General features: G+C 69.0%; 21 protein-coding genes. 8 read left to right on the top strand and 13 right to left on the bottom strand.

Annotation, left to right across the window (positions count from 1 at the left end):
* Window positions 1-167 precede the first annotated feature (167 nt).
* Window positions 168-1,595, top strand: coding sequence for an SMI1/KNR4 family protein (locus AC13HU_RS10040; protein WP_483041439.1), 1,428 nt, complete (start codon window positions 168-170; stop codon window positions 1,593-1,595).
* Here AC13HU_RS10040 and AC13HU_RS10035 read toward each other — a convergent pair.
* The 5 genes from AC13HU_RS10035 to AC13HU_RS10015 all read right to left on the bottom strand — a co-directional run bounded on the left by AC13HU_RS10035 (window position 1,585) and on the right by AC13HU_RS10015 (window position 7,538).
* Complete coding sequence (locus AC13HU_RS10035; protein ID WP_483041440.1) at window positions 1,585-1,926, bottom strand: SCO0607 family lipoprotein; 342 nt, start codon at window positions 1,924-1,926, stop codon at window positions 1,585-1,587. The genes AC13HU_RS10040 and AC13HU_RS10035 overlap by 11 nt on opposite strands.
* A gap of 222 nt (window positions 1,927-2,148) precedes the next feature.
* The gene (locus AC13HU_RS10030; RefSeq protein ID WP_483041438.1) at window positions 2,149-2,916 is read right to left on the bottom strand and encodes a hypothetical protein; all 768 of its coding nucleotides are present in this window, start codon (window positions 2,914-2,916) and stop codon (window positions 2,149-2,151) included.
* Between the two features lie 266 nt (window positions 2,917-3,182).
* Window positions 3,183-5,246, bottom strand: a complete 2,064-nt coding sequence (locus AC13HU_RS10025) for a phosphocholine-specific phospholipase C (protein WP_483041437.1) — start codon at window positions 5,244-5,246, stop codon at window positions 3,183-3,185.
* A 519-nt stretch (window positions 5,247-5,765) separates the two neighbouring features.
* Entirely contained in the window at window positions 5,766-5,918 is a 153-nt protein-coding gene (locus AC13HU_RS10020) for a hypothetical protein (protein WP_483041436.1), read from the bottom strand.
* Window positions 5,919-6,971: 1,053 nt separating this feature from the next.
* Window positions 6,972-7,538 carry a hypothetical protein gene (locus tag AC13HU_RS10015; RefSeq protein WP_483041435.1) on the bottom strand — a complete coding sequence of 189 codons (567 nt, stop codon included), beginning with the start codon at window positions 7,536-7,538 and terminating at the stop codon, window positions 6,972-6,974.
* A gap of 155 nt (window positions 7,539-7,693) precedes the next feature.
* On the opposite strand from AC13HU_RS10015, the gene AC13HU_RS10010 reads away from it, so the two are divergent.
* Complete coding sequence (locus AC13HU_RS10010; protein ID WP_483041434.1) at window positions 7,694-8,617, top strand: FkbM family methyltransferase; 924 nt, start codon at window positions 7,694-7,696, stop codon at window positions 8,615-8,617.
* 72 nt (window positions 8,618-8,689) lie between these two features.
* Here the strand turns inward: AC13HU_RS10010 and AC13HU_RS10005 are convergent, their stop codons facing one another.
* The 6 genes from AC13HU_RS10005 to AC13HU_RS09980 form a co-directional block, all read right to left on the bottom strand.
* Window positions 8,690-9,634 (bottom strand): helix-turn-helix domain-containing protein, encoded by a 945-nt coding sequence (locus AC13HU_RS10005; protein ID WP_483041433.1) that lies wholly within the window; start codon window positions 9,632-9,634, stop codon window positions 8,690-8,692.
* Window positions 9,635-9,722: 88 nt separating this feature from the next.
* Complete coding sequence (locus AC13HU_RS10000) at window positions 9,723-10,070, bottom strand: helix-turn-helix domain-containing protein (RefSeq protein ID WP_483041432.1); 348 nt, start codon at window positions 10,068-10,070, stop codon at window positions 9,723-9,725.
* Window positions 10,070-10,570 carry a DUF6907 domain-containing protein gene (locus tag AC13HU_RS09995; RefSeq protein ID WP_483041431.1) on the bottom strand — a complete coding sequence of 167 codons (501 nt, stop codon included), beginning with the start codon at window positions 10,568-10,570 and terminating at the stop codon, window positions 10,070-10,072. Before AC13HU_RS09995 ends, AC13HU_RS10000 begins: the two co-directional genes overlap by 1 nt.
* Before the next feature lie 75 nt (window positions 10,571-10,645).
* On the bottom strand, window positions 10,646-11,008 hold the full coding sequence (locus AC13HU_RS09990) for a hypothetical protein (protein WP_483041430.1): 363 nt from the start codon (window positions 11,006-11,008) through the stop codon (window positions 10,646-10,648).
* On the bottom strand, window positions 11,005-11,739 hold the full coding sequence (locus AC13HU_RS09985; RefSeq protein ID WP_483041429.1) for a GntR family transcriptional regulator: 735 nt from the start codon (window positions 11,737-11,739) through the stop codon (window positions 11,005-11,007). The genes AC13HU_RS09990 and AC13HU_RS09985 overlap by 4 nt, the downstream gene beginning before the upstream one ends.
* 277 nt (window positions 11,740-12,016) lie before the next feature.
* Window positions 12,017-12,289, bottom strand: a complete 273-nt coding sequence (locus tag AC13HU_RS09980; protein ID WP_483041428.1) for a hypothetical protein — start codon at window positions 12,287-12,289, stop codon at window positions 12,017-12,019.
* Window positions 12,290-12,383: 94 nt separating this feature from the next.
* Here AC13HU_RS09980 and AC13HU_RS09975 point away from each other — a divergent pair, with 94 nt between their 5' ends.
* Complete coding sequence (locus AC13HU_RS09975; RefSeq protein WP_483041427.1) at window positions 12,384-13,157, top strand: GntR family transcriptional regulator; 774 nt, start codon at window positions 12,384-12,386, stop codon at window positions 13,155-13,157.
* On the opposite strand, the gene AC13HU_RS09970 is transcribed toward AC13HU_RS09975, so the two are convergent.
* Entirely contained in the window at window positions 13,150-13,890 is a 741-nt protein-coding gene (locus AC13HU_RS09970; protein ID WP_483041426.1) for a glycosyltransferase family 2 protein, read from the bottom strand. The genes AC13HU_RS09975 and AC13HU_RS09970 overlap by 8 nt on opposite strands.
* A 5-nt stretch (window positions 13,891-13,895) precedes the next feature.
* Window positions 13,896-14,684, bottom strand: coding sequence for a GntR family transcriptional regulator (locus tag AC13HU_RS09965; RefSeq protein WP_483041425.1), 789 nt, complete (start codon window positions 14,682-14,684; stop codon window positions 13,896-13,898).
* Window positions 14,685-14,979: 295 nt separating this feature from the next.
* Between AC13HU_RS09965 and AC13HU_RS09960 the strand changes: the two genes are divergently transcribed.
* From AC13HU_RS09960 to AC13HU_RS09940, 5 genes are all read left to right on the top strand, one after another.
* Window positions 14,980-15,192 carry a hypothetical protein gene (locus tag AC13HU_RS09960; RefSeq protein WP_483041424.1) on the top strand — a complete coding sequence of 71 codons (213 nt, stop codon included), beginning with the start codon at window positions 14,980-14,982 and terminating at the stop codon, window positions 15,190-15,192.
* A 120-nt stretch (window positions 15,193-15,312) separates the two neighbouring features.
* On the top strand, window positions 15,313-15,513 hold the full coding sequence (locus tag AC13HU_RS09955) for a hypothetical protein (protein WP_483041423.1): 201 nt from the start codon (window positions 15,313-15,315) through the stop codon (window positions 15,511-15,513).
* Between the two features lie 348 nt (window positions 15,514-15,861).
* Window positions 15,862-17,937, top strand: coding sequence for a cell division protein FtsK (locus AC13HU_RS09950; protein ID WP_483041422.1), 2,076 nt, complete (start codon window positions 15,862-15,864; stop codon window positions 17,935-17,937).
* 150 nt (window positions 17,938-18,087) lie between these two features.
* Entirely contained in the window at window positions 18,088-18,339 is a 252-nt protein-coding gene (locus AC13HU_RS09945) for a hypothetical protein (protein WP_483041421.1), read from the top strand.
* 39 nt (window positions 18,340-18,378) lie between these two features.
* Window positions 18,379-18,582 (top strand): hypothetical protein, encoded by a 204-nt coding sequence (locus tag AC13HU_RS09940; protein WP_483041420.1) that lies wholly within the window; start codon window positions 18,379-18,381, stop codon window positions 18,580-18,582.
* Window positions 18,583-18,635 lie beyond the last annotated feature (53 nt).

Raw genomic sequence — 18,635 nt, 5'->3', positions numbered from 1 at the left:
TCCTCCCGCGATGCGCTCTCAACGTCCATGCCCCATGCCCAACACCCACCTACGACAACGCGGCCGGTCCGTGCCGACGGCCGACGCGCCCGTTGTCGTACCCCTGTGATGGGGTGGAGTCGGAAGGCAACAAGCAAGCATGGAACGAGCGAGGAGCAGTGGGGGAGATGGGCGAGCGTACGCGGTGGCGGCCGTTCCTGGAGCGGTGGAGCGCGGAGTGGATCAGGGCGCACGACCCGGAGCAGGACGTGCCGCTCGCGGAGGAGGTCGTGCGGGACACCTGGCTCGGGTTCGCGCCGGCGAGCGAGGCCGAGGTGGCCGCGGCCGAGGCCCGGCTGGGACACCGACTGCCGCCCTCGCTCCGGGAGTTCCTGCTCATCACCAACGGGTGGCGGCACGCGGGTGAGTTCATCTACCGGCTGGCCGGCACCGACGAGTTGGCGTGGCTGCGGGACACCGACGACCGCACCTGGATCGAGGTGTGGGAGGACCTAGCGGCAGACAACGCCGAGGACGAGGAGGACGAGTACGAAGACGAGGATGAGGATGAGGATGAGGAGGACGACGAGGAGGACGAGTACGAGGACGGCGACGTGGTGTCCGAAGCCGATGAGGCGAGGATCCTCGCGCGTTCGCTGCGGCTGTCCCTCGAGGGTGACTCCGCCGTCATGCTGCTCGACCCTGACGACGTGGACGAGGACGGCGAGTGGGCGGCGTACTGGCTCACGTCCTGGTCCGGCATGGGGCCCGAGCGGTACGACTCGTTCCTCGACCTCATGAAGCATCAGTGGGTGTCCTTCCAGGCCCTGCGCAAGCCGCCCGGCACCACCCGCGACCACTGGGACGCGGAGGTCGAACGGGCCCGCCGCGAAGCGCTGGCCGGCGCGGTGGACGAGCCGCTCGCGCTGTTCGACCAGGCGCACGAGTACGGCTGCGAGCGCGCCGACGTGCTGAGCGCACAGATGAAAGCACTGCTCGGCGACTGGCGCGGCACCATCGCGAACCTGCTGTGGCACGTCCCGGGAGGTGACGACCTCCTCCTCGGCCCGCTGTTCGCCACGGAACTCCTGCCATTGCTGGTCCGGCACGACCAACTCGCCCACCAGCACGACCTGCGGCCCCTGCCGCGCCTCAAGGAGCAGGCGCCCGAACCGGTGCGCGCGCTCATCGCCGACCATGAGGCCCGTTCGGCCGAGCCGGGCTTCCGACTCACCTTCGGCGGGCCGGAGTTCGATGCCGCCGTGCACGCCGTCGCCGACCGACTCGCCGCACACCCCGCCTTCCAGGCCCCCGACGAGCCGCCGTCCGGTACGGGCCCGCTCGTCGTGACCCTCTACGCGGAAGGCGCCGGCCCGGTCCCCGAATCAGGCCCGCTCTCCGACCCCGACAAGGTCCGAGCGACCCGCGAGGCCCTGTGCGAGGAGGCGTGGCCCGAACTCCGGGCGGCGCTGCACCTGTGGCGCCCGGTGAGCGAGGACCACATCGCCCCGATATCCCTGCTGGCCGACCCCGTCCTGGCCCAGTTGATCACCCCGGAGCGCGGCCGCGAGATCCTCACCACCCCCCGCGGCGCGGACCCCGGCGTCACTTCTTGATCAACTTGCCGTTCGCGTCGAGTCCGTGGTCCTGCCAGTAGAGGTCCCACTTGTCGCCGACGCGCTTCGGAACCTGCCCCTTCGGGTAGCGGACGGTGCCCGTCGGCGGCTCCTTCCCCTTGGTGACGCACTGGCTGCCGCCGTCCGGCCCGACCGCCTGGACCGGATACTCGTTCGACGTGCACTCGCGATCCCGCAGGTCCACGCTGCACGCCGTGCTCACAGCCATGACCGCGGCGCTCGCGAGCACCACGGCGACCGTCGACGATCGCAACCTGCGCCTGCCCGTCGCCCCCGCGGCGCCGCCCCGGCTTCGGCCGTCCTTCTCCATCATCTGCTCCCGTGTTCGATGGGACCAGCCTGCCGGGGCGAGGAGCATCCCTCATCGGCTCGCCTACTCAACCGGCAATGAGTAGCAGCGCACGCCCGACCCCAGGGGCGACGCACAGCGGTACGGGCGCCGGCGGAGCGGATGCCCACGAACCTCGGGGCACCCGCTCCGGACTGCTCGTTCCCCGCCTCGGCGGAGGGTGCGGGACGGCCCGCGGCGTACTCAGCCGCCGGCAGCCCGCACCAGGCCGGGCCGCACGTGGGTCGCCGCCTTCGCCCCGCCCGCCAGGGCCGCCGCCTCGGTCGGGAAGTCCCCGTAGATGACGATGACGCCGCCCATGCGGACGTCGACCTGGTACGTCCGCACCCCGTCATCCGGCCTGGCCGTCGGGCTGTCGCTGCCGCCGTCCCACGTCGTGGTCTCCATGACGAACGCCTCGTCCCCCAACTCGGCCTTGGTCAGGCGGAAGCGCAGCGTCTGGGGAGCGACGGGCCTGAACCCGACCGCGGAAACCGTGGTCTGCGGGCACGTAGCCGCCTCGGCCCGCCTCAGCGCCATGTAGCGCGCCGCCTGATCGCGGCGCATGGTGACGAGTTGCTCGACCGGACCGGACGCGGGTGCTTCACCCGGAGCGTGCGGCTGCATGAACTGAACGGCACGGGGAGCGTGCATCCGGTACATCTCCGCCACCGTGTCCTTGGCACCGGCCGGGCAGTCGGCCGCCAACTCGCCCTTCTCCGGCGCCATCCCGGTCCCGAGTTGACCGGTCGTGCCCGGATGGCCGCCCTCGGAGTCGAGCAGCATGGGCACCAACTCCCTTGCTGTGAAGACCTTCGAGGCCGCGGGCTTCCCGTCCAGCCCCTCCACGCGAGCTGTCGGTGCCGAGGCCGCCGGTGACTTCGGCGCACCACCACCGGCTGCTTCATGGCCGCAAGCAGCCGTGAACAGGGCCAGCGCCGCAACACTGATCACCGCCACTGGACTTCGCACGTTTCCTCCCCTGTCGGACGCGCGTCGGCCGCCCCCGCCCCGTGGGCAGACACGGCCGACCAGAGCTCACCTTCCCAGGCAAAACGCGCGGCAGGGAAATCACTCGGCCACTTCTTCCGAACGCCTCTTCCCGACACATCTGCGGAACGTCCTCCCGGAACGCCCCCCCCCGAAGCCCTCGCCGAAGCCCTCGCCGCCCGGACCACTCGAAGAACGGCCCGTCGTCCCCGGAGCGGATGCGCGCCCACATCTGCCCCGGGATGGCCTCAACCAGTCGCGGTTGCAGGGTCGTTGGTGCTCGCCGCACCGGTCTCCACGTGCCCGGCGAACCGCCGCACATACGCGGCGTCGGCGCTGGAGGTGACCGTGACGTCGTACCAGTGGTTGCCGGCGGCCACGCCCCAGCCCGGGACGCTCCGCGAGCCGCCCGCCGCGACGGTGTACGTGTACTGCTCGGTGGGCGCGTACGCGTCGGTCGCGGTGAACGTGACCTCGCCGGCACCGGGGTTGCTGAACACCAAGGTGACCTGGCCGGCGGAGGCATCGTGCCGGGCGGTCACCTCGGGGCCGACCGAACCCGCCGTGCCGGCCATCCGGCGCAGGAAGCCGTTCGGCCCGTAGACCGAGAAGTCGTACGGGGACGAGGCGCCGGGCATCGCCCAGGTGTCGGCGAGGGCCTTGCCCGCCTCGACCGTGTACGGCCAGGGACCGTCCGAGCGCACCGCGGAGGTGACGAGGAAGGCCGCACCCGCCGTGCCGAGGTTGCTGAAGGTGAACTGCATACGCCCGTCGACCGGTTCGGTGTCGGCGGCCAGGTCGTACGGCAGCGCGCGGGCGTTGCGCAGGCCGGCCTCCTGCTTGGGCACCGTGCCGGTGGCCGGCGGGGTCGGGACGTAGTCGCCGGGGTTGTCGTGGTTCGGTGGGACGTAGCCGCCGGTGCCGGGGAGCGTGGGCGAGGCGGTGTCGCTGCGGGTGAAGTCGAAGGCGGCGGTGAGGTCGCCGCAGACCGCGCGGCGCCACGGCGAGACATTGGGGTTGTGCACGCCGAACCGCTTCTCGATGAACTGCACGATCGAGGTGTGGTCGAAGGTCTGGGAGCAGACCCAACCGCCCGTGCTCCAGGGCGACAGGACCAGCATCGGTACCCGCGGCCCGAGCCCGTACGGCCCTTCGGCGTACCCGGACAGGCCGCCGGTGTACAGGTCCTGGGTGACGTCGGCGGTGGACAGGCCACGGGCAGCCGACGCGGGCGGGAACGGCGGGACCACATGGTCGAAGAAGCCGTCGTTCTCGTCATAGGTGAGGAAGACGGCGGTACGGCTCCACACGTCCGGGTCGGCGGTGAGCGCGTCCAGCACCTGGGAGACGTACCAAGCACCGTAGTTCGCAGGCCAGTTGGGGTGCTCGCAGAACGCCTCGGGGGCGACGATCCAGGAGACCTGCGGCAGCTTCCCGGCCAGCACGTCGGCCTTGAGCTGGTCGAAGTAGCCGTCACCGCTGTTGACGTCGGTGCCGGTGACGGCCTTGTCGTACAGCGGGTTACCGGACTGGGCGTTGCGGTACTGGTCGAAGTAGAGCAGCGAGTTGTCCCCGTAGTTGCCGATGAAGGCGTCGCTGGTCCAACCCCAACCACCCGATGCGTCAAGGCCGGTGCCGGTGTCCTGGTAGACCTTCCACGAGACACCCGCGCTCTCCAGGATCTCCGGGAAGGTGGTCCAGCCGTAGCCCGCCTCCTCGTTGCCCAGCACCGGGCCACCGCCCTGACCGTCGTTGCCCGCGTAACCGGTGTACATGTAGTAGCGGTTGGGGTCGGTCGAGCTGAGCATCGAGCAGTGGTACGCGTCGCAGATGGTGAACGCGTCGGCGAGGGCGTAGTGGAAGGGGATGTCCGCCCGGGTGAGGTACGCCATCGTCGTGGTGCCCTTGGCGGGAAGCCAGTTGTCGTAGTCGCCGCCGTTCCACGCCTGGTGCGTTCCGTACCACGTGTGGTCGAGATCCTGGATGAACTGCAGTCCCAGGTTGTCGGCATTCGGCCGGAACGGCAGCGTCTCGTGCCCGAAGGAGTCCGCCTGGTGGAACACCGTTTTCCCACTCGGCAGCATGGCCGGGCGCGGGTCACCAAAGCCGCGAACCCCGCGCAGAGTACCGAAGTAGTGGTCGAACGAACGGTTCTCCTGCATGAGGACGACGACGTGCTCCACGTCCTCAAGGGTCCCGCTCCCCGCGGCGGCCGGAATCGCGGCGGCCTTGGCGATGCCACCCGTGAGCACGGACGCGGCAGCGGTACCGCCGACGAGCTGGAGGAACCTTCGACGGTCGATGTTGGGCACGAGTAGCTCTCCTGACGGTCCGGTGGGGGCGGCCCAGGCAGCGGATATGCCTGCGCGATTGTGCGCGCTGAGGCGGTTTTCACGACATACCCGATCAGGGATGTCGCGCACACGATGATGGTGACGGCCCGCGCATGGTGTCAATGACACGTGAACAAGCCATGCCCCGCCGCCACGCTGGAACTGCCGCCCGGTACCGCCCCCTCGGTGCCGTCCCCTCGGTGCCGCCACCGCCGTCCCACGTCGTGGCCCCCTCGACGAACGACTGGTCCCCCAACTCCGCTGTGTACTGGCGGAATCGCACGGTCCGGGAGCAACGGGAAGCGAGCGCGGATGTCAGCGCGGACGTCGGCGTGAGAGCAGGCGCAGACGTCGGCGCGGACGTCGAGGTAAGTCGAGGTAGGTCGAGGTAGAAAGTCGCTCCCGGAGGCCACGGCTGCGTGAACTGAATGGCACGGGGGCCTGGACGCGTTACAGCCCGGCCGCAGCTCAGGCCGAGAAGAGCGAGCACCCTCCGCGTCAGCGCCTCCGCGCCACCCGTACGACGTGGACCAGCACCATGCAGAAGAAGACGAAGCAGACCGTCGACAGCACGGCAAGCACGTTCTGGGTGTCACCCGCAGCCGTTTCCGCCGCCCTCCAGGCGAACACACCCGTCAGGACGAAGAACACGGCTGCCCAGCCGACCGGCCATCGAAGCCGCGAAGCGCGCGCGTACCCGGGACCCGCCGGACCCCTGCCGGTCCCGGCCCGTACCGCTCCGTGAGCGTGAGTGCTCGGTGAGTTCATGACGAACCTCCAGGCATCGCCGGCGGCCCTCGGGCCGGCCGCACAGGGGCGGAGCGTCGGGGGGCACCTCCCGCCAGGTAGACGGACGCCGGAGCGGTCGGTCCCCAACGAGACCATCCCCTACGGCGGACTCGGCACCCCACACCAACGGGCAGCCCGCACCCTCATCGCAGCAGCCCACAGCCGCGCTGTTCGTGTCCAGCCCCACCATTCTCCCGCGCGCGCCGAGCATGCGCACATTCGGAATGACCCCCTCCCCCCGCCGAACCTGGCCACAGGTTGGCCACACGCACTGGCCAGCCACGGGCCATACGCAGGCCAGGGTGGGACACCAGACACGCCGATGGGGTGCCCATCATCTTGGGCACCCCATCTGACCTGCTCACACAACTACCTCTGCGGAAGCTGTGGGATTTGAACCACGGTGAAATCGCTGCCATGACGTTTTTCAAGACCGCTCGACGTGCGCGAGGCGGAACGGGCCCGGCCTGCGCAAACACAGCCGACCACCGTCCATCGCGCCTCGCGTGGGCCACCGGTTGGCCACGACAAGAATTCAGGCGACATAAAGCTCGTCCGTCCCACCGAGAACCGGCGTCTGTGGCAGCAAGCGCACCCCGGCCCAACTACGCTCGGGCAAAGGTAACTTGATGGACGATTAGACCGGGCCCACCCGGTAGGCCGCGTGATTAACTCAGCGGGGGCGAGGCCCAGCAGCACCAGCACGCCAAGACGGCCACCACTCACGCAGAAATGCCCGAAATGGCCGAACTTGCAGAAGTGAGTAAAAACAAGCCTGCCGCTCCATAAAACCGCAGGCCACGGAGTGTGCTCCCCGCGCATGCGGGGCTGCCCGGGCGTCCAGGTGCGGCACTTCCGGGGCAGCACCGTGCTCCCCGCGCATGCGGGGCTGTTCCCCGCTCATGTGGGGACGGTCTACCCGTCGGCCGCGTCCCGCGCCGGCGGCAGCAGAAGGTCACGGGTCGGATGGATGTCGCCCGTCACGGAGCCGCTGACGCCGAGGTCCACCCGGGCCGTTTCGTGGAAGGCGTTGATCGCCGCGAAGACCGCGCGGTTGCGGGCGCGCCAGTCGTCCAGGGTGCCTGGGGTCTTGCCGGTGGCCTGCCAGTCGACTTCCAGGGTGGTCGCGTTCAGCGCGTGGGCGGCCTCGATGACCTCGTCGCCGGCCAGGAGCATGATGCGTTCGAAGGCGCGGCCGCGGAGGTGGGTGGCTTCGTAGAGGTCGGCGCGTTGGCGGGACTCGGGATCGTCGCTGACGCGGATGCCCTCGCGGTGTTCGTAGAGCTCGACGGCGAGGTAGACGGCGGCGCGGACGCGGTCGATGTAGTTCTCGTACGCTTCGAGCTTCTTCGTATCCCAGCGGGTGAGCAGCTCGCGGCGGATGCGCTGGCGCTCGGTCCAGTAGGTGGTGACGTAGGTCGTGAGGGCGCCCAGGAGGACCGCGGCGATGGTCAGCAGCTGCTCGGACGTGCTCAAGCCCACCCCCGGCCAAGAGTCGTAAAGACGTCTTGAGGATTTTAGGAGGGTGGAGGGGCGCGAGGGAACGGATCTGCGGTTTCCGGGCTGCGGGGTTCTGGGTTGCCACGGGTGCCCGCCCGTAGTGTGGGGGTCCTGGCGGCGTGCGGAGGAGCGAACCGATGAGCAATCCCCCTACGGAGGCCCTGGTCACCCTCGGCCGCTGGTACGTGCGCAACGCCCCCGGCACGTTCGGCAAGGGCCCGTTGGCCGGCCGCTGGCTGAACCCCCACCTGAAAGACGAACCACGCAGGCGCGTCACCGAGACCGTGAGCGGCGCGCGCTTCGCCGTGGATACGCAGGACCTCATCCAGCGCTATTTGTATTTGTTCGGTACGTGGGAGCCACGCATGACGCACTGGCTCCAGAACCGCCTGGGCCCGGGGGACACGTACATCGATGTCGGCGCGAACGTGGGCTACTTCAGCGTGCTCGCCTCACAACTCGTCGGCCCCTCCGGCCATGTCGTCGCCATCGAGGCGTCGCGGCCGTTCCTGGACCGCGTCGAGCAGAACGCGCGGCTCAACGGCTGCACGAACGTCCGCGCCGTGCACACCGCCGTCTCCGACAAGGACCAGAAGCTCACGTTCATCCTCGCCAGCTCGGCGAACCTGGGCGCCAACAGCATCGTCCCCTGGGACGGCCCGACGGAGTCCGTCTTCGACATCGAGGCTCACCCGCTCCCCGACGTGCTGACCGACGAGGAGATCGCCCGGGCCCGGGTCGTCAAGATCGACGTCGAGGGAGCGGAGGGCAGCGTCGTACGGGGCATGGCACCCATGCTCGAACGGCTACGGCCCGACGCCGAGGTCACCGTCGAGGTCACGCCGGAACGCATGGAACAACTCGGCGACTCCGTGGAGGAGTTGCTCGACACGATGCGCGGTGCCGGCTTCCACGTGTACCGGCTCGCCAACGAATACGCCGCCGCCACCTACCCGACCGCGCTGCGCGGAGCCTCCGCCGTACCGGTCCGGTGGCGCGGCCCGGTCACCGGCGAGAGCGACCTCGTCTTCTCACGCGTCGACGCGGAAACGCTTCCCTGATGCGGGATCGACCGCCAGCTCCCTTGCGGTGACGCAGGCGCCACGACCGCGCCGCCAACAACCACGCAGCCGTCACCGACCATTTCGCACCACAGCGGTGCGCTTCCCCGTACGCCGGCTCGCACGCTCCTTGGCCGCGGGTTGAGCGTCGGCTGCCTGCTGCCTGGCTGCTTCCTCCCGATACATGTCGGCCGCCGTCTCGATCACGCCGAGAGAGGCGTCGGGGGGCAGGGCCGCGGCCAGCAGCAGGTCGTAGGTGAGGTGGGCAAGCGCGGTGATTGCGGGGTCCGTGCCATAGGTGCCGGTGTGGTGGCTGGTGAAGTGAGCAGCGGGAGTCTCGTCGGCGAACGTCATCACGCGCAGCGCACCTTCCATGGCGGTCGGATGCGGAGTGACGATGAGGGGAAGGAGATTGAGCGTGACACGCTCGCTGCGGACGAGTGCGGCGAGGTGGTCGAGCTGCCCGGCCATGGCAGTAGGACCGCCGAGGGGGCGGCGGAGGGCGGCTTCGCCGACGACGGCGGTGTAGCGAGGACCATGCGGGTCGAGAAGGACGGGGGTGCGGGACAACCGCGCTTCCCAGCGGTGGCGTTGGACGCGGTCGGCGAACACGGAAGCGTAGGTGTCGGAGATGGCCCGCGCGTAGGCGTCGGTCTGGAGCAGGCCGGGGATGAGCGCGGCGTCCCACTCGCGGATGGCGACGGCGAGCCATTCCCACTCGGCCAGCGAGGTGAGGCGGGTGGGCCTGGGCGCGGAGCGGGCGACTGCGACGTTGCGTTCGAAGAAGCCGCCCGTGTCGAGGAGTCCGTCCACAAGGCCGGCCAACTCGTCGGGCAGTCGTCGCTCCCCCTGCTCGATCCGGGCAAGGAAGGACAGCTCGATGTGGAGCTTGTCCGCCAACTCCCATAGCGCCAGGCCCTTCCGCTCCCGGTAGTACCGCAACTCCGCGCCGTACAGCGCCCGCGCGGACAGCGTGGTGTCCAGCTTCTTCGTTGCGAAGCGACCGGATTTGGCCATGTCAAAGCTCCTTAAGGTATATGTGATGACGGCGCATCCGCCCGCCTCCATCGCGCCGGGGATGGAGCGTGGTGGCGGGCGGACATCGCTACCCGGCTGCCGCGGGCGACACCGGGGGCTCGGGGTCGGGCGAGAGCGACGCCGGCGGCCCAGGCTCAGGCCCAGGTCGAGACGGCGCATTGTTGCGTTTGCGTTCCAGGACGACGATCGGGCAGTTCAGCGCCTCGGCGATCTTCAAGAGGTTCGCCGGGGTGGCGCTGCGCCAGCCCGACTCGATCTCGCCCATCAACTGCTCGGAGATGCCGACGAGATCGGCCAGCGCCCGCTTGGTCAGCCCGGACTTCTCCCGCGCCCAGGTGATCGCCTCGGGCTCCTGGTAGAGCCGCGCCGGACGCCTGCGGGTACGTCTCCCAACGGGCTGGGCCGTACGCCTCATCAAGGCTGCACCGTCTCCTTGCAGTGGTAAGCGGCCCAGTCCTCGCGGGCGGCAACCAGTCGGGGCAGTACGTCACCTTCGAGGTAGTCGGCGTGGGTGCGCAGCTTCGCGGCCAGTTCGGCAAGGGCGACCGGCGTCAGACCGATCGCCCAACAGTCCTGCCCGACCTGGATGTTGGCGACCGGCACGCATGGCTCATCAAGAACTTCGGGGTCGGGATAGGGGTGGCACGCGATCTCGCCGTGGAACGACTCCATCTCGTGTGGCCGGCGGGCACCGCCCTCACGGGTGAAGGCGGTCAAGGTCACGCCTCGGAAGGCCCTGCGGTGTGCGATGTCGACAAGCGTGACGTGAAAACTCTCAGGGTCGAGACCGGTCTCGCTGGGGTCGTCCTCCGCCCAGTCGGGGAGGTAGCCATACGCGGTAATGCCGTTGGTCGTGGTGATCTGCCACGTACGGGCCTGGTCGGTCGCGCATAGCGAGGCAGCCGTGGTGCCCATGCTCATCGTTGTAGTCCCTTTCCTTGGTCGAGGTGTTGCTGTGCGGGAACCGGTGACTCAGGAGCAGAGCCGAGATCAGGAGGCGTTCCGCCGCTCGATCGCGCGGTCGGTGAAGAACTGAACGGCCTGGGACAGCCGTACGGCGTCGGCCTCGTCGTCCTCATCCGGCGTCGGAAGCCGTTCCCCGCGGCTCTCCGCCACGCGCAGCACGTCCGTGAGGGCCATGCACAGGTGGGAGACGATCGCGCGCAAGTCACTCTCGGGAGGGACCCGTTCGCCCGTGTACTTCTGCACGTTCTCCAGCAGGTCCCGGCTCATACCAAGTTGGACCGCTTCCAGGTTGTCCGCGAGACGGGACAGGAACGACGAGCCGTCGGCGTCGGTGTCCAAGTAGCACGGCTTCCCATCAACCCCGAGCCACGGCAGGAGCCGCATCATCTCGCCGCCTCCTTCTCGTCGGCCCACGTAGCCCCTACCGGCTCTACGGTGAAGGCGACTTCGGCACGGTCACCCGGCAGTACGACGTGGACGCAAGCGAGCGTCCGGCCGTCGTCGGCCGTGACCGTCCGGTGGATAGCGAGCACTGGCGTACGGGCGGTGATCCGCAACGACCCTGCTTCCGCACCGGTGGGAAACCGGGCGGTGACCTGGTCGAAGCTGCGCACCTCCGAACCGCCGACCGCCAACGCGACCGCGAGGCCGTCGAGGATGTCGTCGCCCCACGCCGAGGAGCCGGTCGGAAGGGCCCGGCCACCGGACACCGCGTGCGGCACGTGCACGTGCACCAGAGCTTGCGGCGCGTCCTCCCGGTGGCTGAGGCACACATACTCGGTGATGGGATCGTCGGGCAATCCGCCCAGGTGGGAGGCCAGTTCACCGGCCGCCGTCCGTTCCATGGTGCTGACGATGATGTCGAAGGCATCGGTGCCGGCACTGCCGGGGTACGTAAGGCGTACGGCCGGCTGGCAGATGAAGTTACCGCGACCTTGGAACTTCGCAACCAGCCCCTCGGCCCGCAACACTTCCAACGCGTCGCGGAGGGTCGGCGTACTCACGTGGTACCGCGCAGCCAGCCGCGTTTCCGGGGGAAGCCGCTCCCCCACCGCGTACTCACCCGCAGTGATCCGTCTGCGCAGGTCGTCGGCAACGACCTGATGGCGGGCGGTCATAGAACCGCGGCCTCCGCCCCTGCCCGGTTGTCCACACGGCGCCGCATCCATTCCTCGGCGCTGAGGACATATGGGCGAACGAGTGAATGATCTTCCGCGCGCAACAAAAGAATCTGCTCGCGTTGCAGGCTTGGCGCCCTACTGTCCTCGCCGTGCGTCGTGGGGACCGACGAAACCGGCGCTCGGAAGCGACGCCGGTGGCGGCCTCTCGACGGAAATTGCCGCAGTGAAATCCACAGGACAATCCTGGCAAGATATTCGAACATGCTGTCACCTCCTATTGGTTGTCCGACCTCTTCGCGAAGTCACTCGGTGCGGCGACGTGTTTGCGGATGACGACCCACACCACATCGCCCCACCTGCTGTTATGCGTGGCTCCGAAGGTGTCGGCCGAGTCGAGGACGTCAAGCGCGGAGACCGCGGCTTGCCAAACCTCGTCCGTGATCGCCTCGGGTATCTGCGCCCTGATGGACACGTAGTCCCCGTACTCCGTCAGCTCCGGATGGAATCCCAGTGCCGCGAGCGCGCTACACACACCGGCGGCACGCACTTCAGGTGGGGGACACAAGACACTCCTCCGCCGTCGCTCGATCACCTTGAGTGAAGGTAGTCACTAGCTTAGAGCTAGTGACTAGAATGTCAACATGCCTGTGCAACCGCCTTATCTGCGGATCGCCGATGTGCTTCGGGCCCACATCACGAACGGGAACTGGCTCCCCGGAGACCGGCTGCCGTCCCGCGGCGTGCTGGCTCAAGAGTGCGGAGTCGGCGAGAACGTCGTCCGGCGTGCGCAAGAGTTGCTGATCGCCCAGGGCCTTCTGGAAGGGCGCACCGGCTCAGGTACGTATGTCGCAAGACGACGGGAGCGCCTTCGCGTCGTCCGATCCAGGCACCCTGGCCAGGCAGCGGGTTCGCCATTTCGCTCCGACATGGCCGAACTCGGCAAGCAAGCCACGTGGGAGAGCAGAAGCGAGGCAAAAGTGCCTGCCCCGCCCGGCATCGCCGATCGCCTCGGCATCAGCGAGGGGGAGCTCTGTGTCCGTACGGCCTACGAGTTCATGGCTGACGGCAAACCAGTGCAGCTGTCGACCAGTTGGGAGCCGTACAGCCTAACCGCGGGCACTGTCGTGGTCCTTCCGGAGGCCGGCCCGTACGCCGGAAAGGGCGTAGTGAGCCGTATGGCCAAGATCGGTATCACGATCACGCATGCAGTCGAGATCCCGGAGCCCCGTGTGGCGACAGCAGAAGAGGCCATCCTCCTGGGCACGCCGATGGCCTCGTTCGTCACTCACATTCACCGGACGTACTACAGCGACAGCGGCCAACCGGTGGAGACTGCGGACATCATTGTTCCCGCTGCCGCCTGCGAGGTCGTCTATGAAGTGATGGTCCATCCCGACCCGGAGAACCTCACCTGACGCTGAGCAGCGCCTCGACTCGGGCCGCCACCACGGCCATCCGCGCTTCGCGCTCTGCCTCATCCGTGTGGCTCGGCTGAGCCGTGGCCTGGCCCTCCCACTTGCGGTAGAGCAGGCCGTACTCCCGGGTGAAGTGGCCACGGGCGATCGCGTTGAGCGCCAGGAGGAGGCCCGTGTCCTCAGAAGCCGGCAAGGCCATCCAGCCGCCCAGAGCGAGGAGAAGGTCGCGGCGGACGAAGAGGGTCGCCGGGTGGACCTGCGCGCGGAAACCATTCGCCTTCCAGTAGTCGACGACAGCGCCGCGGGCGATCGGACCACCGTCCGGGTCACCGTCGAAACCGGCGGTGGAACCGTCGGGGAGAAGGTCGAGGACGCGGGATGTGGCCCAGCCGAGGTCGGGGTCAGCTTCGAGAAGAGCCAGGTCGCGGGCGAGGGCGCCCGGGGTCAACTGGTCGTCGGCGTCGAGGACTTTGACGTACGGGCCGGAGGCGTACGCGAGGGCAATCGTGCGGGCGACGCCGGGACCGCCGGGCCGGCCCTGGTGGAAAGTGACCCGGGGGTCGTCCGGGACGTGGGGCCGTACGGTGTCGCTCCGGCCGTCTTCCTGGATGATCCAGTGCCACTCCCAGCCGTCCGGCAACTCCTGGGCGCACAGCGACTTGTAGGCGTCCGCGAGGTAGGGCGCGGAGGGTGCGTGGACGGCGGTGATGACGTCGATGCGGCAATCCGCCATGGCGGTCACCACCTTCCCAGTTCGGTGACGAAGGTCATTTCCGTGCGGTCGCCCGGCAGCCGGACGAAGGAGTGCTCAACCACCCGCCCGTCGGTGTCGTACGACGTCTTGCCGAGGACGATCAGGGCCGTGCCGGGAGGAAGCCCCAGTGCTTCGGACTCCTCGGCCGTGGGCGGCCGTGCCGAAACACGCTCCTCGATACGGGTCAGTTCGATGCCGATCGTGAAGAGCTGGTTCTGCGTGCCGCCCGGCCAGGGCTCGTTGTCGGCATCGAGGAGGTCGGGGTTGGCGGCGACCATGTCGCGTACGAGGTAGGAGTGGACGAGGTTGAACGGATGGCTCTCCACCTGGTACCGGGTGCGATACGTCCGCTCGACCATCGCCGTTCCGACCGGCACTCCGAAGATCTCGGCCAGCTCCTGATCGGCCTCGATCTGCTCGTACGACGCAAAGAAGACCAGGTCTTCCAGGTCGAGACCGGTGTCGTGCTCGGTCGCCCCGGTCTTCTTCCGCTGCGGCTCCGGCTCACGTGCCCGGTCCTTCTCCCACTGGTGGCGCACGTTGGTGCGGAACACGGGCGTACGGGACTGCCGTACGAAGTTGCCGCGGCCGTGCTGCTTCTCGATCAGCCCCTCGGCTTGGAGGAGCCCGAGCGCTTGGCGCAGGGTCGGCAGGCTCTTGTCGTACTCGTCGGCGAGCGCCGTCTCAGAGGGCAGGCGATCGCCAGGGCCCAGCTCACCTGCACGGATGCGCTGACGTAGATCGTCAGCGATCCGTTCGTATGCCTTGGCCACGCGGCTCACCATCCTGATCATCGGGCGGCCTCAGCTTACAACTCCTCAAGAGGTCTTGACGACTTAAGGTGCCGTACTTCATGATTGGGCAACTCCTAAAGAGGACATGAGGACATGAACTCTTGAGGAGTTGATGTGCCAAGGAGCGCCCGGAAGGACCCGTGACACGGCCCCAAAGGCAGCGCCCGCCGCTTGAGAACTCCACAGCGCACCTGAACGACGAGTGCTTTTGATCCCGGCACGGCCGCCGCACCGAGCGGTCGGCGGTGCCGGAGGTCATGACCGCTCGTCCGTGATGAGCGGTCCCGCCACGCGCCGCGGGAACACCGTGCGCGCGGCCGGATACGTCATCGCCGCGCTCTTCGCCTTCGTGGCCGGCCACTCCGCCCGCGAGGTCGGCGCCGACTGGCTGCTGACCTTCCTGGCCGGCGTCGGCGGCTACAGCGCCGTCACCTCGATCGTCCGCTGGTCAACGCGTTTGGCGTCGCCGCGGCGGCTTCGCGTCTGAGCCGATCCACGGCTCCCGATCCGTCCAAGAGCAAGAGCAGGAGCATTCATGCGTACGTTCACGCGTCGCTGCGAAAGTGGCGGCGACTTCGAGTTAGGGGAACTCACAGACTTCCGGGACTTGTTCCACGGCCCACCCGGCACGCGCGAGTCGGCGGAGCAGCGAGCCGCCCGTCTGGCGGCGGCGCGTGACGTGCTCGCCGATCTGCTGGACGAGGGCGAGCACGACGACCTCGCCTTGCAGGACGCCTGGTACGCCGTACGCCTCGGCGGCGCCGAGCTGCTGCGCGGCGCCGCCTACCCAGCTCGGGGGGCGGCATGAACGCCGTCCACGTCGTCGCCGGCAGTCCGGCAGCTCAGACGCGGCACGCCGACCGTCCGGGTCGCTGCCCTCACGGCGGTCGGCTGCACGACGTACAGCGCCGACATCGCGGCGGTTCGCCGCCGACTACCTCGACTCGGTGCTGCCGAACTGGCCCTTTTCACAATCGCGTTGATGGCCAGGCAGAACCTCAAGCGTTCGTACGGCTCGACCGTGAACGCGGCCCGCGTCCGGTGAACGCCGCACGCCGACCCCCTCGACTCAGACCACCCCACGACCGGGGCCCGGCCGCTGCTTTGGCGGGTAGGGCCGAGCCCCAAGCTCCCTCCGAACCGGAAGGAACCACCAGTGAAGCATGACCCCGAAGACGGCCCCGCGAAAGTGTCCTTAGCGCCACCCGACTCCGAGCTCTTGGTCGACAAGCCCGGCGACCGACCCGGCCCCGGTCTCACCGACCGCATCCGTAGTGCGAAGCGCCGCCCCGTCGTGCCGCCGTGGGCACGCTCGCGACGCGAGCTCCGCCAAGCGGCACGGTGGGCGAGCGGGTACGCCGGCCACGTCAGCGCGTATCACGCGGTCCGTGCGCCCTGGTACGCCGCTCGCCTCGCCCTCCAAGCGCCGTACGGCGCACGCCGGTTCGTCGGCGGATCGCTGCGGTGGGTGGCGGATGCGGAAGGTGAGCCCCTGCGCCAGGCGGCGGCGACACGCGAGGATGTCGAGGAGTACTTGAAGCTGTCGCGGCAGCGCGACCGCCGGGTGAGGTGGCGTACGGTCGTCGGCGTCCTCGCGATGATCTGCGGCATGGTGACCGCGCTCGCGCTGTACGCTCTCGCGCCGCCGTGGATGGTCACCGCGTGTGGCGCGGCGCTCGCCCTCGTCTTCGGCCGGCTCGGACAGCCGGAAGACCCACCGATCATGCACAGGGCTGTGGAAGTCCCGAAAGCGACCAAGCTCACGAGCGACATCGTGCTCCGCGCGCTCGGCGCACTCGGCATTCCCGCGATCAACCAGACTCAGGCCAAGGGAAATCCGGGCTTCGCCTTCACCGCACCGATCACGCGTGACGGCCCCGGATGGCTCGCCGAAGGTGATCTCCCGTATGGCGTCACCGTCGCCGATGTCCTCGACCGCCGGGAGAAGCTGGCGAGCGGCCTACGGCGCCCGCTCGGGTGCGTATGGCCGGAGGCGGTCCCGGACGAGCACACCGGGCGCCTGCGCCTGTGGGTCGGTGACCAGGACATGTCCAGGACCCAGCGGGCCACGTGGCCACTCCTGAAAGTTAATCCACTCGACCTGTTCAAACCGCAGCCGTTCGCCACCGACCAGCGCGGGCGATGGGTCGCCCAGACGCTGATGTACATCTCCGGGATCATCGGCGCCGTCCCCCGGATGGGCAAGACCTTCCTCCTGCGCCTGGTCCTGCTGATCGCCTGCATGGACCTACGCGCCGAGATCCACGCGTACGACCTCAAGGGCACCGGAGACCTGTCCGCCCTTGCCCGCGTCGCCCACCGCTACCGGGCGGGTGAGGAAGAGGACGACATCGCGTACGCGCTCGCCGATCTCCGCTCCCTGCGTGCCGAGTTGAGGCGCCGCGCCAAGGTCATCCGCGAACTGCCGAAAGACCTCTGCCCGGAGTCGAAGGTCACCTCGACGCTCGCCGACCGCAAGTCGCTCGGCCTGCACCCGATCGTCGTCGGGGTGGACGAGTGCCAGAAGTGGTTCGAACATCCCCAGTACGGAGCCGAGTTCGAAGAGCACTGCACCGACCTCGTCAAGCGCGGCCCGGCGCTGGGCATCACGCTGCTCCTTGCCACGCAGCGCCCGGACTCCAAATCCCTGCCGACCGGCATCTCCGCGAACGCTGCGGTGCGTTGGTGCCTCAAGGTCATGGGCCAGATCGAGAACGACATGGTGCTCGGTACCGGCTCGTACAAGCGCGGAATCCGCGCCACCACCCTGGCCTGGGCGGACAAGGGCATCGCGTGGTTCGTCGGCGAGGGAGCTGACGCCCGCATTGTGCGGTGCGTCGAGGTGGACGTCCCCGGCGCCGACGCCCTGGCTCTGCGCGTCTACGAGCTGCGGAAGCAGGCCGGAAGACTCAGCGGACACGCGCTCGGCGAGGACACCACAACAGACGCGGCCGCCTCGTACGACCTGCTGACCGACCTCGTCTCCGCCCTCCCGGCCGGCAAGGACAAGGCGTGGAGCGAGGACATCGTCGCCCGGCTCGGCGAGCTCCGCCCCGAGGTCTACGGCCAGTGGACGCCGGAGCAGCTGACCGCCGCCGTCAAGCCGTACGGCATCCGCACCGTGCAGGTGTGGGGCACGGCTGACGGGAAGGGCGCCAACCGCCGCGGGCTGCGCCGTTCCGACGTCCGCAACGCCCTCGCCGAGCGTGACGGCGGAAGCGCCGCCGCGTAGTTACGCGTAGCCGCTCGGGGGTGTTCGGCCTAGCACCGCACCCCGCTAGGTCTAGCACCCCCGCTAGCGCCCCGCACCACCTGTGACCTGGCAGCTAGCCCTAGCTGCCCGCCTTCCGCACACCCTGATTCCGCCCTGGAAGGGGTTCCCATGCCTTCGCTCGCCGCCGCTATAGCCCTCGTCGTCCTCGCCGCCGCCTGCTACGCCGCGCTGTGCGCGGCCAGTCCGCTCGGCGTCTGCCGCAGGTGCGGCGGGTTCGGCTTCAAGGTCCGGCAGAACCGCCGCGGCCGGATCATCCGCGGCCGGGAGTGCCGCCGCTGCCACGGCTACGGACAGCGTGTCCGTGTCGGCCGGCACCTCTACAACATCGCCACCCGACTCTACCGCGAGGGCACCCGCTGAACGCCCGGTAGCCCGACGTCCCGGCTCAACAACCCTCTCATGAAAGGCAGATCGATGGCGTTCAGCATCTCCGCCCTCGCCCTCTTCGGCCTACTCATGGCCCTGCTCATGCGCTACCGCGCCCTCGGCGCCGGCGTCGCCCTCGTCGCCCTGCTCTTCGGCTTCTACCTCGCCCGCAGCAGCGCCGCACCCTCCGTCGACCAGATCATGTCCGCCCTCAAAGACGCCATCCCCGACAAGTAGCCCGTAGGGAGCCATCACCCATGTCCATCCAGCCCACCACCACCCCGCCCCCG

The sequence above is a fragment of the Streptomyces sp. NH27 genome, from assembly GCF_056859195.1.
This window is presented reverse-complemented; position numbering and strand designations above follow the sequence as displayed.

What these genes read in the sequence shown, in the direction of transcription:
- AC13HU_RS10040 (WP_483041439.1), top strand. Translation starts at nt 168, where the DNA reads ATGGGCGAGCGTACGCGGTGGCGGCCGTTCCTGGAGCGGTGGAGCGCG.
- AC13HU_RS10035 (WP_483041440.1), bottom strand. Translation starts at nt 1,926, where the DNA reads ATGGAGAAGGACGGCCGAAGCCGGGGCGGCGCCGCGGGGGCGACGGGC.
- AC13HU_RS10010 (WP_483041434.1), top strand. Translation starts at nt 7,694, where the DNA reads ATGAGCAATCCCCCTACGGAGGCCCTGGTCACCCTCGGCCGCTGGTAC.
- AC13HU_RS10005 (WP_483041433.1), bottom strand. Translation starts at nt 9,634, where the DNA reads ATGGCCAAATCCGGTCGCTTCGCAACGAAGAAGCTGGACACCACGCTG.
- AC13HU_RS10000 (WP_483041432.1), bottom strand. Translation starts at nt 10,070, where the DNA reads ATGAGGCGTACGGCCCAGCCCGTTGGGAGACGTACCCGCAGGCGTCCG.
- AC13HU_RS09995 (WP_483041431.1), bottom strand. Translation starts at nt 10,570, where the DNA reads ATGGGCACCACGGCTGCCTCGCTATGCGCGACCGACCAGGCCCGTACG.
- AC13HU_RS09990 (WP_483041430.1), bottom strand. Translation starts at nt 11,008, where the DNA reads ATGATGCGGCTCCTGCCGTGGCTCGGGGTTGATGGGAAGCCGTGCTAC.
- AC13HU_RS09985 (WP_483041429.1), bottom strand. Translation starts at nt 11,739, where the DNA reads ATGACCGCCCGCCATCAGGTCGTTGCCGACGACCTGCGCAGACGGATC.
- AC13HU_RS09975 (WP_483041427.1), top strand. Translation starts at nt 12,384, where the DNA reads ATGCCTGTGCAACCGCCTTATCTGCGGATCGCCGATGTGCTTCGGGCC.
- AC13HU_RS09970 (WP_483041426.1), bottom strand. Translation starts at nt 13,890, where the DNA reads ATGGCGGATTGCCGCATCGACGTCATCACCGCCGTCCACGCACCCTCC.
- AC13HU_RS09960 (WP_483041424.1), top strand. Translation starts at nt 14,980, where the DNA reads ATGAGCGGTCCCGCCACGCGCCGCGGGAACACCGTGCGCGCGGCCGGA.
- AC13HU_RS09945 (WP_483041421.1), top strand. Translation starts at nt 18,088, where the DNA reads ATGCCTTCGCTCGCCGCCGCTATAGCCCTCGTCGTCCTCGCCGCCGCC.
- AC13HU_RS09940 (WP_483041420.1), top strand. Translation starts at nt 18,379, where the DNA reads ATGAAAGGCAGATCGATGGCGTTCAGCATCTCCGCCCTCGCCCTCTTC.